The following is a 13065-nucleotide window of genomic DNA, read 5'->3' as shown; positions in this document are numbered from 1 at the left end:
CGCCATCAATCCGGTCGCCACATGGCGGCAAGCACTACCCAGGCGTGCAGCTCGCCTCCTCCCAGCTGGGCACGGATGATGTCGCGCATCATGCGGCGCAAACGCACCTGGCCATCGGCGGCGGGCGGACGGTCTTCGGCCAGGGCCAGCAGATCGGCGCCCTGCACGGCCTGCGGAAACTTCTCAGCCGAGGGCCACAGCCCATCCTCGGGCTGATAGCGGTACCAGGCCTCGGGATCCGGGGCTTCGCCGCTGTCGGCCCTGACATCCAGCGCCAGGGCATAACCCAGCTCGGCCAGCAGGTCGCGCTCGAAGCGGCGCAAGGTCCAGCCGGCAGGCTCGCCAGCCACCAGTCGCGCCAAGGTCTGCCGATAGGCGGCGTAGATCCCGGGGTGCGGATCGTCACGCGGGCACAGCCGGGTGACCAGCTCGTTGAGATACAGACCGACCAAGGTGGTGCCACCCTGCATGCGCAGGGGCAGATCCATGGGTTCGGCCGTCCGCAGCGTCGCCAGCTCGCCGCGTCGCTGCAGATCGAGGCTCAGCCGTTGAAAAGGCTCCAGGGTGGCACGCAGGGCACCGCCGCGAGCCCCGCGTACACCGCGTGCCACCACACCGATACGCCCATGATCGCGGGTCAGGCATTCCAGCAGCAGCGAGGTTTCCCGGTAGGCCCGGGCATGCAGGACATAGCCTGGCTGCTGCTCGATCAGCATGGATGGACTGGGATCAGTCGGTGTAGCCGAACTTCTTCAGCGCGTTCTCGTCGTCGACCCAGCCTTCGCGAACCTTGACCCACAGCTTGAGGAAGACCTTGCGCTCGAAAAGCTTTTCCATATGCCAGCGGGCGGCGGTACCGATCGCCTTCAGCTGGGCACCGCCCTGGCCGATCACGATGGCCTTCTGGCCGTCACGCTCGACCCAGATCACGGCATGGATTTCGGCCACGCCATCAGGGCGATCCTGGAACTGCTCGATCTCGACGGTCGTCGCATACGGCAGTTCCTGGTCCAGCCGGCGCATCAGCTGCTCACGCACCAGTTCTGCCGCCAGGAATCGCTCGCTGCGGTCGGTGACCTCGTCTTCACCGAAGATCGCGGCCTGCTGCGGCAGGCGCTGGCGAATGCCGGCCACCAGCTCCTTCAGGCCCTTGTTCTTCAATGCGCTGACATAGTAGACCTCGGCATAGCTGTGCTCTTCCAGCAGCTTGCTCATAAAGGGCAGCAGGATGGTCTTGTCCTTGGCCAGATCGACCTTGTTGACCACCAGCAGACGCGGCGCATCCTGCCCTTCCATGGCCTGGTACAGACCCTGGTCTTCTTCGGTCCAACGTCCGGCCTCGATCACCTGCACCAGCACATCGACTTCGCTGATGGCGCTGCGGGCAACCCGATTGATGGACCGGTTCATGGCACGCTTGCCGCCCTTGTGCAGGCCCGGCGTATCGACATACAGGATCTGGGCGTCATCGCTGCTGGCGATCCCCAGAATCCTGTGCCGGGTGGTCTGCGGCCGGGGACTGACGATGGAGAGGCGCACGCCGATCAAGGCGTTGAGCAGGGTCGACTTGCCGACATTGGGGCGCCCGGCGAGGGCGACCGTGCCGCAGCGGAAGTCGGATTCGGGCAGTTCGCTGCCGGTCGGGTCGGAAATGTTCATAGGTGTTCCTGAAGGCGGGCCAGTATCTGTTCGGCCGCATTTTGTTCAGCACTGCGCCGACTGCTGCCCTGGGCCTGGGCCAGCATGGGCTGGGGATCGGTAATGGCACAGCTGACGTCGAAGGTCTTGTCGTGATCTTCGCCGTGGCTGTCGATAAGCGTGTAGACCGGGAGACTCAAGCCCTTGCCCTGCAGCCATTCCTGCAGGCGGGTCTTGGCATCCTTGGAAGATCTGGGCAAGGCGGCGATCTGCGGCGCGAACCAGCGACCGACCACCTGGCGGCAGGTCTCGAAACCGGCATCCAGGTAGATGGCGGCAATCATCGCCTCGCAGGCATCGGCCAGAATCGAGTCACGACGGTAGCCGCCGCTCTTGAGTTCCCCCGGGCCCAGCCGCAGACCGTCGCCCAGCGCCAGCTTGCGAGCCAGTACCGCCAGCGCCTGCCCGTTGACCAGCTGCGCCCGCAGCCGTGACAGCTCGCCTTCGCTGGCCTTGGGATGGGCTTCGTACAGCAGCTCGGCCACGATCACGCCCAGCAAGGCATCGCCCAGAAATTCCAGGCGCTCGTTGTTGGGCCTGCCCATACTGCGATGGGTCAGGGCCAGTTGCGCCAGTTCAGGCTTTTCAAAGACGTGATCGAGCTTCACTGGGCCTCGCTATCGGCCGTGCCGCGAAAGGGCACGCTTTTCTTGAAATGCAGCAATGCATCGATGTTGTAGAACATGTGGATCTGTTTGTCGTAGGCCAGTACCAGCTGGCGACCTTGAGCCGCATCGGTGCGCAGGCTCAGATCCTGGCTCTGCACCGTATGGCTGTCGACATACTGGCTGTCCAGTCCGCGACTGAAACGGGAGCGCACCGCGGCCAGACTGTCGTTTTCATCGCCACTGGCGGCGGCACCCTGCAACGCCTTGGCCAGACCATAGTATTCCAGATAGGCCGGCAGCAGCTTGGCCACCACCACCACGCTGAACACGACGGCGATCGTCGAGAGCAGAAAGCCGCTCAGGCTGACGCCTCGCTGCCGTGCAGCGCTGGCATGAGTACTGAACCCGCTCAATGAATCAGGGTCCCGATGCGATGGAAGGCAATGCCGTGACCGGTCCAGCTGAGCCAGATCAGGAAGGCCTTGCCGGCCAGATTTTTCTCCGGCACGCAGCCCCACCAACGGCTGTCCAGACTGTCGTAACGATTGTCGCCCATCACCAGATAGCAATTGGCCGGCACCGTACCGCTGGTCACCAGCTGACCGGGAATGCTCGGCGGCGGATCATAATTGGGACTCGGCGGCATGCGGGCAATCAGATGGCGCACGCCCATGAGGTCCTCGTTCCAGACCGTGGCTTGGCGCTGCATCATCATCCGGTCGGTATCGTGAGAGGTATTGCCGACGAAAGGTCCGACCTCCTGGGCGGTGACCGGCGTGCCGTTGATCCGCAGCTCGTCGCCATTGACTTCGATATGGTCGCCCGGCAGGCCGATCACCCGCTTGATCCAGTTCTGGCTGGGCACCGGCGAGTTGCAATTGATGTCGCCGCCACGGATCGTGCTGCCATCGGCCGCTTCGCAGCGAAAGCCCGGCCAGCGGAATACCACCACATCGCCGCGCTTGGGCTCGCCCAGCGAGACGACCTTGTCGTTGAACACCGGAAGACGCAGGCCGTAGGCGAATTTGTTGACCAGAATGAAGTCTCCGATATCCAGGGTCGGCATCATCGACCCGGAAGGGATCCGGAACGGCTCGGCCACGAACGAACGCAGCACCAGCACCAGCAGGACAACCGGAAACAGCGAACGCGCCCAGTCCACGATCATCGGCTCGGCCCTGCCCGCGGCACGCCGCTTGGCAAATACCATTCGGTCCAATGCCCAGATGACGCCGAAGACCACGGTCAGGCCCAGCAATACCGCAGACAAATCAAATTCCATGCATCAACTCCAAAATACGCCGGCCCAAACCCGCCAGGCTGCCTGATTGAACACTATCCCTTCGACGCTGGCGACCGCCATTCGGCAGGGGGGGCGATCTGCGGATGCTGCCTGCGGCAGAATACAGGCCTCCTGGCGCGGCGAACGGCCGACTCAGTTGTCGACCTTCAGCACGGCCAGGAAAGCCTCCTGCGGAATCTCGACGCGGCCGACCTGCTTCATCCGCTTCTTGCCTTCCTTCTGCTTTTCCAGCAATTTCTTCTTGCGGCTGATATCGCCGCCATAGCACTTGGCCAGAACATTCTTGCGCAGGGCTTTCACCGTCGAACGGGCGATGATCTGGGCTCCCACCGCGGCCTGGATCGCCACGTCGAACTGCTGGCGCGGAATCAGCTCCTTCATCCGTTCCACCAGGGCACGACCGCGACGGTCGGCATGAGCACGATGCACGATCAGGCTCAGCGCATCGACTTTTTCGCCATTGATCAGCACGTCGACGCGCACGAAAGGACCGGCCTCGAAGCGATCGAAGCTGTAATCCATCGAGGCATAGCCGCGCGACACCGACTTCAGGCGATCAAAGAAGTCCAGCACCACTTCGGCCAGCGGCAACTCGTAGCTGATCTGCACCTGGCTGGCCATGTACTGGATGCCGCGCTGGATGCCGCGCTTCTCTTCGCACAAGGTGATGATATTGCCGATGTAGTCGGCCGGCGTCAGGATATTGGCCACGATGACCGGCTCGCGGATTTCGCTGATCTGCGGCAGCGGCGGCAGCTTGGCCGGATTGTCGATATCCAGCAGGCTGCCGTCGTCCTTCAGCACCTGATAGACCACGGTCGGCGCGGTGGTAACCAGGTCCAGATCGTATTCGCGCTCCAGCCGCTCCTGCACGATTTCCATGTGCAGCATGCCCAGAAAGCCGCAGCGGAAGCCGAAGCCCATCGCTTCGGAGCTTTCCGGCTCGAAGAACAGCGCGGCATCGTTCAGGCGCAGCTTGTCCAGCGCCTCGCGCAGACCGGGGTAATCATCGGCCGATACCGGGAACAGGCCGGCGAACACGCGCGGCTGCATGGTCTGGAAACCGGGCAGCGGCTTGTCGGCCGGTTTGCCTGCGTGGGTCAGGGTATCGCCGACCGGCGCGCCGTGTACGTCCTTGATCGAGGCATTGATCCAGCCCACTTCACCGGACTTGAGCACATCCAGCTTCTTGCGCTTGGGGGTGAACACACCGACTTCGCTGACCTCGTGGGCGCGACCAGTGGACATCACCAGCAGCTTTTCACCCGGCCGGATCTCGCCCTGCACCACCTTGACCAGCGACACCACGCCCAGGTAGTTGTCGAACCAGGAATCAATGATCAGCGCCTGCAGCTTGTCGGTATCGCCCACCGTCGGAGGCGGAATCCGCGCCACGATGGCTTCCAGCACTTCATCGATATTCTGGCCGGTCTTGGCGCTGACCGCAATCGCGTCGGTGGCATCGATGCCGATCACGGCCTCGATCTCCCCCTTGACCTTGTCCGGATCAGCCGTCGGCAAGTCGATCTTGTTGAGCACCGGAATCACTTCCAGACCCATCTCGACCGCCGTATAGCAATTGGCCACCGACTGCGCTTCCACGCCCTGGGCGGCGTCGACCACCAGCAGCGCGCCCTCGCAGGCAGCCAGCGAGCGCGAGACTTCATAGCTGAAGTCGACGTGACCTGGAGTGTCGATGAAGTTCAGCTGATAGGTCTTGCCGTCCTTGGCGGTATAGGGCAGCGAGACCGACTGGGCCTTGATGGTGATGCCCCGCTCGCGTTCGATCGGATTGTTGTCCAGCACCTGCGCTTCCATTTCGCGCGCGGTCAGACCTCCGCACAGCTGGATGATCCGGTCAGCCAGGGTCGACTTGCCGTGATCGATATGGGCGATGATGGAGAAGTTGCGAATCAGTTCCATGGAGCGTGCTGTCAAGTGAGTTCCGCGCGGCAGGGGATGGCCGGAGCCTCGTTCCGGGCGACAACGTCACCCCGAGACCGTTCCGGCATGCCGCCAGGATGGCGGCCAACCCGGCATTGTCGCACGGAATGAGGCACGCGCCCAATGGATCAGCGCCGCGGTGACTCGGCCGCCGGCAAGGTGATCGCCACGAACTGCGTCTGGCCTTCGCGCCGGACCAGCAGCAGTACCGTAGCACCCGGCTTCAGCGCGGCCACCCTGGCCTCGAAGTCCCGCGCCGAGGTCACCGCACGCTGGTTGAGCTGGATGATCGTATCGCCGGTCTGCAGGCCCTGTCGTTCGGCAGGCCCCGGGCCGACCTGACGGATCACCGCCCCGGCCGGAGAACCCGATGCTGAAGTGGCAGGATCCGTATCCTGTACGAGCAGCCCCAGCCGATCCAGTCCATCCCCCATCATCCACGCGCCCGCCTGACGATCCCTCGGCATCGCCCCTACCTCCACCGGCAGCGTGATCGCCTTGCGATCCCGCCAGACAGTCAGCTGCACCCGGCGCCCCACTGCCGAAGTGCCGACCAGCGGCGGCAGATCCGAACCATCCATGATGGTTTCACCATTGTAGGCGCGGATCACGTCGCCGGGCCGGACTCCGCCGCGGGCCGCACCACTGTCCGGCGCCACCGAGCGTACCAGCGCCCCATTGGCATCAGGCATGCCCAGGCCACGGGCAATGCCCTCGTCGACCGGCTGCACCAGCACACCCAGCACGCCACGCGAGACATAGCCCTGTCGCTTCAGCTGATCGACCGCATGCATGGCCACATCGATGGGAATGGAGAAGGATACGCCCTGATAGCCTCCGGTATTGGAGTAGATCTGCGAATTGATGCCGACGACCTGCCCCTGCAAATTGAACAATGGGCCGCCGGAATTGCCGCGATTGATCGGCACATCGGTCTGGATAAAGGACACCCAGGGCTGGTCGCCGCGCCCCAGATGACGTCCCACGGCACTGACGATGCCCTGGGTGACGGTGTAGTCAAAGCCGAAGGGCGAGCCGATCGCCAGCACCCATTGACCGGCCTTGAGTCGCCGTGAATCGCCGATATCCACCGCCGGCAAAGGCTTGCCGGCCTCGACCTTGAGCAAGGCGATATCATACGTCTGATCACTGCCCACCACCTTGGCGGCGAGGCGACGATGGTCCTGCAGCCGCACACTGACCGAACCGGCCCCTTTGACCACATGATTGTTGGTCAGAATGTAGCCGTCGGAGGAAAGAATGAATCCCGAGCCCAGCGCCGTCTGCGGCGGATCGCGCGGCACCGGCACACCTTGCAGCCCGAAGAGCTGCTGCAGGATCTCCAGCTGCCGCCGGGCCGCGGCAGACTCGGTACCGGCCGGATCCGCGCCGCCATAATGCGCCTCCACGTGCACGACCGCCGGCGCATTGCGCTCGACGATGGCCGTGAAATCAGGCAGTGCGCTGGCGACGGCCGCCGATGGCGGCGACGAAGACGCCGGCACCGCAGGCATCCCGGCAGACACCAGACCCGGGCCGAGACCGGCCATGACCAGAATGAAGGCAAAAGGCAAGTGACGCATCAGGTTTCTCCTCAGGCTCGACGCATGATGAAAAGCCTTACTGCAGCACCCCTGCAAGGCGGTTGCCCGCGCGCGCGATCCATATGACAGCCCGCAGCGAAGCTTGCCCGGTCGTCTCCCGCGCATTGCGGGCGGCCCTCAACAGAAAGGGCGGCCCGGCACCGTGTTACTGCGCGGCAGCCCGTTGGCCGCTGGTCTTGGGGTCAAGCAGAATCAGATAACTGCCATTGCCGGTATTGATGGCCGGATAGCGTGCCTGGCTGCGATAGCGCAAGGCCTCCGGCAACGACTCTGACGGTGGCGCGCCCAAAGTCACCGAGGCCCGCTGACTCAACCGCGAGGCCGAATAACCGCTCAGCCAGGCCGGCACCTGCACCGGCGCATTGGATGGCATCGCGGCCGGCGCGGCCGTCTGGGCCAATTCGGCTGCATCCGACTGGCGGGTATCCGCGGCGGCAGTACGGGGCAGAACCTGGGCAACCTGAGGCGAGGCCGTGCTCGGACCGCCCGGCTGGCTGGTCACCAGCGCAGCCACCGCTACACTGGCAGCGATGGCTCCGCCCATGGACCACTGCAGCCAGCGCCGGCCGCCCGACAGCGGCGAGCGCGTGGCCATCGGCTCGACCTCGACCGCCTGCATCACGCGACTGGCGAAGTCCGCCGAGGCCAACCTCCCCTGTTCCCTGCGCAAGCTGGCACCGATCAGCTGATAGCGTGACCAGGACTCCACCAGCTCGGCATCATGATCCAGTCGACGCAACAGAAAGCGCGTGGCATCGGAGGGCAATTCGCCATCCCTGCAGGCCGAAAGATCTTGCTGGAGATTGGGTTCAGTCATGTTTCCGGTCCTCGCGTTCCGACAGCAGCGGCCGCAATTTTTCATCAATGGCTTCACGGGCACGGAAGATCCGGGAGCGGACCGTTCCGATCGGGCAAGCCATCGCCACAGCGATTTCCTCGTAGCTCAGGCCGTCCACCTCTCGCATGGTGATGGCCGCCTTCAGCTCCTCGGGCAAAGCTTCGACAGTGGAAAACACCGTTTGTTCAATTTCCTGCCGCATCAATTCACGCTCGGGCGTCGCCTGTTCGTGCATGCGGTCGGTGCCGGGCAGATAACCGGCATCATCCACGGCCACGTCATCGCTCGGCGGCCGGCGCTTCTGCGCCACCAGATAGTTCTTGGCGGTGTTGACCGCGATCTTGTACATCCAGGTATAGAAGGCGCTTTCGCCGCGGAAGGTCGCCAGTGCCCGCCACGCACGCACGAAAGCCTCCTGGGCCACGTCTTCGCACTCGGCATGGTCATGAACATAGCGCGAGATCAGGGCAATGATCTTGTGCTGGTATTTGCGCACCAGCAACTCGAACGCCCGCTTGTCACCCGCCTGAACGCGTTCCACCAAGGCCCGGTCAATATCGTTTTCGCCCATCCGGGCCCTCTCCTTCCATCTGCCACCACGAGCCATCAGGCCCGCACGCTGTATAAAGTACCTGAGTTATCGTGGCAAAAGGCCATGACTTCAAGCCGGACCCGCCCTGCGACGCCCAAACGACACGCGCCGGATCCGCCACGATCCACACCGTTCCCCGGATGGCAACAGCTACAGACATCCTGCAACAATAGGAGTTCCGGCGTCCCCGGCCGCCTCACCCCGACGAGCACGTTCCGATGTCATCGCAACCGGCCATCACCATCATCGGCGCAGGGCCCGCCGGCGCCTTGCTGGCCACCTTGCTGGCCCGCTCCGGACTGAAGGTCGAAGTCCATGAACGCCGCAGCGACCCCGAGCTCGGCCCGGGCGAGGCCGGCCGCTCGATCAATCTGGCACTGGCCGAACGCGGCCTGCATGCCCTGCGCCAGGCCGGCGTGGCCGAAGCCGTGCTGGCCCGGGCAGTGATGATGCGGGGCCGGCTGGTGCATGTCCCCGGGCAACCGGCGACCCTGCTGCGCTACGGACCGGACGACAGCGAGGTGCTGTGGTCGATCAGCCGGCACCAGCTCAGTCTGGAACTGTGCCGCGCCGCACGGGCGGCCGGCGCCAGCTTCCATTTCCAGTCCGCGCTGGAGACCGTGGATTTCGAAGCCGGCCAATTGCAGCTGCGTGATGCGGACGGTCACAGCCATCGCCGCCCGTTCCGGCAACTCGTCGGCGCCGATGGCGCCGGCTCCGCGGTGCGCAACGCCATGCAGTCGCGCCAACGGCTGGGCGAACGGTTCGAACTGCTGGACCATGCCTACAAGGAACTGGAAATTCCTTCCGGCGGCACAGGTGGCCAGCGCTTCGCACTCGAGCCGCATGGCCTGCATATCTGGCCGCGCCAGGCCTATATGACGATCGCGCTGCCCAATCACGATGGCAGCTTCACCGTGACCGTATTTCTGCCGCGACAAGGGCCGGCACCGAGTTTCGAGGCTCTCCCAGATGCAAGGGCGGCCCGCAACCTGTTTGCCCGCGAATTTCCCGACCTGCTGGCCTTGATGCCGGATTTCGATGCCGACTTTGCCAACCACCCGGTCGGCCGGCTCGGCACCTTGTACCTGGATCGATGGCATCTGGACGATCAGGCGGTACTCATCGGCGATGCCGCGCATGCCATTGTGCCCTTCCATGGTCAGGGCATGAACTGCTCCCTCGAAGATGCGCTGGACTTGGCCCTGGCTCTGCTCGATGCCGGGCAGCCCCGACCCGGTCTGTTTGCCCGCTTCCAGCAGCGGCGCCAGCCGCAGGCGGACGCCATCGCGGCCATGGCTCTGGAAAACTATATCGAGATGCGCGACTCGGTGACCGATCCCGGGTTTCTGCTGAAGCGCCGACTGGCCACGGAGCTGGCGCGACTGGCCCCGCGACACTTCATGCCGCGCTACCGTCTGGTCACCTTCACCCGCCTGCCCTATGCCTATGCCTTGCAGCGGGGACTGCAGCAGGAGCAATGGCTGGGCGAATTGCTGGGTCGCCATGCCGATCCCTGCGGCGCAGATCTCGAGACCGTGGCGGCGGCCACCCGCCAGCATCTTCCGCCACTCCCCTTGCCCTCATGAGCCAGCGGGAAGCCGCTCTGCTGCAAGCTTACCGGGAGACCGACTACCGGGTCCGTCTGGCCGGCGGCGGTCATGCCAGCATACACATCGGCCACGCGCTGCCAGCTGCCTTGCAGGCACCACCGGAGGGCGGTGGCTTTCTGACGGCATGGAACCCGGATTCGGAGCCGCGATCACGGGCCGACAATCGCCAGGCCCAGCGGCAACTGCTGCAACAATTGCAAACTCTGCCCGGCTGTCAGTGGCGAGCCGGACTCGGCATCGGCCGCACGGGCTGGCACGAGGCCAGCCTGTGGATCACCGGACTCACCGCCATCCAGCTGGATCGACTGGCCGTGCAATACGGCCAGCGGGCGTGGGTAGGCACCGATGCAGACGGCAAGGCGGTCCTGCGATTCAGCGGCGAGCTGGCTCAACAGGCAGCGACAGCATGAAGCAGATAAGGTTGGACAAGCGCCATGCGCTTTGCGGACAATAGTCAGGATGAGCCGTAATGCCGCACCACCCTTGCTAGAAGCCAAGGGACTCAGCTTCTACCGCCAGGACGAATGCATTTTCGGACCGCTGGATTTCTGTCTGCGGGCAGGCGACCTGCGGCTGATCGAGGGCGACAACGGCAGCGGCAAGACCACCTTGATGCGCATTCTCACCGGCCTGCTTCGTCACGACGAAGGCGAGCTGCGCTGGCGCGGCGAATTGATGACGGGCCCGCGCCGGGACGGCGAACTGCTGTTTCTGGGCCACCAGCTGGGCCTGAAACACGAATTGACCGCTCGCGAGAATCTGGCCGTGGCGGTCGGTCTGCACGGCCTGCGACCAGGTCGCGAGATTGCCGCTACACTCGCCGACATCGGCTTGCGCGGTTACGAGGACGAACTGGTCCGCAGCCTGTCCGCAGGTCAGAAAAAGCGGGTGGCGCTGGCCCGGCTGATGGTGATTCCCGGCACACTGTGGTTGCTGGACGAGCCTTACGCCAATCTGGACCGGGCCGGCATCGACATGGTCAACCAGATTCTGGCGCAGCATACCGGTGCCGGCGGCGCTGCCCTCGTCACAGGACATGGCGCGGTCAGCTTTCTCGGCGACAGCGCGGCACGGATACGCATGCATGATTGAACCCGAGGTTTCCCCCGCCGTGCCGGGCATGGCCCGTGCGTGCTGCGCTTTGCTGCAGCGCGACTTGACACTGGCCTGGCGCCGGCGCAGCGAAATGGCATTGCCGGTCCTGTATGCCGTGATCGTCACCACCTTGTTCCCCTTCGCGCTGGGACCGGACATCAATCTGCTGCAGCGGATCGCCTCCGGCGTGGTGCTGGTGACCGTGCTGCTGGCCATGCTGCTGGCGCTGGATGCCATGTTCCGCAGCGATATCGAAGACGGTTCGCTGGAACAGCTGGTGCTGGCGCCTCAGCCGCTGGCGCTGCTGCTGGGCATGAAGATTCTGGCCCACTGGCTGACCGCGGCCCTGCCGTTGATCATCGTCGCGCCGGTGCTGGCCAGTGCCCTGCACTTGCCCAATGCGGTGATTCCCGTGCTGGTCGCCGCCCTGCTGCTGTCCACCCCGCTGCTGAGCCTGCTCGGAGCGGTACTGGTGGCGCTGACAGCCGGCACCCGCCGCTCTGGTATGCTGCTGGCCTTGATGCTGCTGCCCCTGTGCGTTCCGGTGGTGATCTTCGCCGCCGGCGCCGTGGGTGCCGCCCAGCAAGGCCTGTCCTATGCCGCCCCCCTCGCCTGGCTGGGCGCCGGACTGGCGGCGATGATCGTTCTGGCCCCGCTGGCCTGTGCCGCGGCGTTGCGTATTGCGTTGGATGCCTGACCCGACATGTTGATTCGCCTCTCTCTTCTCCGGATCTCGCCGCTGTGCCTGATTCCCGCCGCCCGACCGGCCTACCCACCTACCTCGGAGCAACGGCATGGCTAATGGCTCGTGGATTCCGCTGTGGCTGCACAAGCTCAGCTCGCCCCCCATCTTTTACCGCTTCGCCGGACTGCTGCGGCCCTGGGCCTATGCCATCGCCATCGTGCTGGGCGTGATCGGGCTTTACGGTGGCCTGGTGCTGGCACCGCCCGACTACCAGCAGCATGACGCCTACCGCATCATCTTCATCCACGTGCCCTGCGCCTGGATGAGCATGTTCGTCTATGGCGTGATGGCCGTGGCCGCCTTTCTGGCCCTGGTCTGGCGCATCAAGCTGGCCGAAGTGGTAGCGATGGAGGCAGCGCCGATCGGTGCCGCCTTCACCTTCATCACCCTGGTCACCGGATCCTTGTGGGGCAAGCCGATGTGGGGCACCTGGTGGACCTGGGATGCCAGACTGACTTCCGAACTGGTGCTCTTGTTTCTGTATCTGGGCGTGATCGGCCTCTACCATGCCTTCGAGGACCGGCGCCAGGGCGCCCGCGCCGCGGCCTTTCTGGCCTTGATCGGCATCATCAACGTGCCCATCGTGCACTTCTCGGTCAATTGGTGGAACACCTTGCACCAGGGTTCTACCGTGCGGCTGTTCGGTCCCTCCAAGATCGCCACCAGCATGCTGTGGCCGCTGCTGACGATGATGTTCGCCACCAAGTTCTATTTCGCGGGCAGCCTGTTCGGCCGCATCCGTGCCGATCTGCTGGTGCTGGAATCAGGCAAGGACTGGGTCCGCACCATCGCCGCCGGAGAAAAAGCATGAGCCATTTCTTTGCCATGGGCGGCTATGCCGCGTACGTGTGGCCGGCCTACGCCGTGTTTTTTCTGGTGCTGCTGGCCGATACCCTGGCCGCACAATGGCGACGCCGCGGCGTGCTGGCGGAACTTCGACGCCGGATGAACCGTCAAACCCAGCGCCAGGACCGGGCCACCCGCTCCTCGGGCGCCAACACGCGCTGACCTTCACCAGCGCCTTG

15 protein-coding genes are annotated in these 13065 nt (G+C 64.6%); 6 read left to right on the top strand and 9 right to left on the bottom strand.

The genetic code is table 11. From position 1 onward, the window contains the following. Positions 1–5 precede the first annotated feature (5 nt). The 9 genes from recO to rpoE all read right to left on the bottom strand — a co-directional run bounded on the left by recO (position 6) and on the right by rpoE (position 8566). On the bottom strand, positions 6–716 hold the full coding sequence (gene recO / locus FRAAU_RS05275; RefSeq protein ID WP_014402536.1) for a DNA repair protein RecO: 711 nt from the start codon (positions 714–716) through the stop codon (positions 6–8). A gap of 13 nt (positions 717–729) precedes the next feature. Next, positions 730–1659 (bottom strand): GTPase Era, encoded by a 930-nt coding sequence (gene era, locus FRAAU_RS05270; protein WP_014402535.1) that lies wholly within the window; start codon positions 1657–1659, stop codon positions 730–732. Next, a complete protein-coding gene (rnc, locus tag FRAAU_RS05265) occupies positions 1656–2306 on the bottom strand; it encodes a ribonuclease III (RefSeq protein WP_014402534.1) in 651 nt (216 codons plus the stop codon). The genes era and rnc overlap by 4 nt, the downstream gene beginning before the upstream one ends. Beyond that, positions 2303–2719 carry a DUF4845 domain-containing protein gene (locus FRAAU_RS05260; RefSeq protein WP_014402533.1) on the bottom strand — a complete coding sequence of 139 codons (417 nt, stop codon included), beginning with the start codon at positions 2717–2719 and terminating at the stop codon, positions 2303–2305. The genes rnc and FRAAU_RS05260 overlap by 4 nt, the downstream gene beginning before the upstream one ends. Then, positions 2716–3588 (bottom strand): signal peptidase I, encoded by an 873-nt coding sequence (gene lepB, locus FRAAU_RS05255; protein ID WP_014402532.1) that lies wholly within the window; start codon positions 3586–3588, stop codon positions 2716–2718. The genes FRAAU_RS05260 and lepB overlap by 4 nt, the downstream gene beginning before the upstream one ends. 153 nt (positions 3589–3741) lie before the next feature. Then, the gene (gene lepA / locus FRAAU_RS05250) at positions 3742–5532 is read right to left on the bottom strand and encodes a translation elongation factor 4 (protein WP_014402531.1); all 1791 of its coding nucleotides are present in this window, start codon (positions 5530–5532) and stop codon (positions 3742–3744) included. A gap of 149 nt (positions 5533–5681) precedes the next feature. Next, complete coding sequence (locus FRAAU_RS05245) at positions 5682–7136, bottom strand: Do family serine endopeptidase (RefSeq protein ID WP_014402530.1); 1455 nt, start codon at positions 7134–7136, stop codon at positions 5682–5684. A 166-nt stretch (positions 7137–7302) separates the two neighbouring features. Next, complete coding sequence (locus FRAAU_RS05240; RefSeq protein WP_014402529.1) at positions 7303–7974, bottom strand: sigma-E factor negative regulatory protein; 672 nt, start codon at positions 7972–7974, stop codon at positions 7303–7305. Beyond that, positions 7967–8566 carry an RNA polymerase sigma factor RpoE gene (gene rpoE / locus FRAAU_RS05235; RefSeq protein WP_014402528.1) on the bottom strand — a complete coding sequence of 200 codons (600 nt, stop codon included), beginning with the start codon at positions 8564–8566 and terminating at the stop codon, positions 7967–7969. The genes FRAAU_RS05240 and rpoE overlap by 8 nt, the downstream gene beginning before the upstream one ends. 239 nt (positions 8567–8805) lie before the next feature. On the opposite strand from rpoE, the gene FRAAU_RS05230 reads away from it, so the two are divergent. The 6 genes from FRAAU_RS05230 (at position 8806) to ccmD (ending at position 13048) form a co-directional block, all read left to right on the top strand. Further along, positions 8806–10176: an FAD-dependent oxidoreductase gene (locus FRAAU_RS05230; protein ID WP_014402527.1), complete on the top strand. Its 1371-nt coding sequence runs from the start codon at positions 8806–8808 to the stop codon at positions 10174–10176. Further along, the gene (locus tag FRAAU_RS05225; protein WP_014402526.1) at positions 10173–10610 is read left to right on the top strand and encodes a DUF3293 domain-containing protein; all 438 of its coding nucleotides are present in this window, start codon (positions 10173–10175) and stop codon (positions 10608–10610) included. Before FRAAU_RS05230 ends, FRAAU_RS05225 begins: the two co-directional genes overlap by 4 nt. Before the next feature lie 49 nt (positions 10611–10659). Further along, complete coding sequence (gene ccmA / locus FRAAU_RS05220) at positions 10660–11292, top strand: cytochrome c biogenesis heme-transporting ATPase CcmA (protein WP_014402525.1); 633 nt, start codon at positions 10660–10662, stop codon at positions 11290–11292. Beyond that, positions 11285–11992, top strand: coding sequence for a heme exporter protein CcmB (gene ccmB, locus FRAAU_RS05215; protein WP_014402524.1), 708 nt, complete (start codon positions 11285–11287; stop codon positions 11990–11992). Before ccmA ends, ccmB begins: the two co-directional genes overlap by 8 nt. A gap of 97 nt (positions 11993–12089) precedes the next feature. After that, on the top strand, positions 12090–12851 hold the full coding sequence (locus FRAAU_RS05210) for a heme ABC transporter permease (protein ID WP_014402523.1): 762 nt from the start codon (positions 12090–12092) through the stop codon (positions 12849–12851). Continuing rightward, complete coding sequence (ccmD, locus tag FRAAU_RS05205; RefSeq protein ID WP_014402522.1) at positions 12848–13048, top strand: heme exporter protein CcmD; 201 nt, start codon at positions 12848–12850, stop codon at positions 13046–13048. Before FRAAU_RS05210 ends, ccmD begins: the two co-directional genes overlap by 4 nt. Positions 13049–13065 lie beyond the last annotated feature (17 nt).

The sequence above is a fragment of the Frateuria aurantia DSM 6220 genome, from assembly GCF_000242255.2.
GTDB classification, from domain to species: domain Bacteria; phylum Pseudomonadota; class Gammaproteobacteria; order Xanthomonadales; family Rhodanobacteraceae; genus Frateuria; species Frateuria aurantia.
This window is presented reverse-complemented; position numbering and strand designations above follow the sequence as displayed.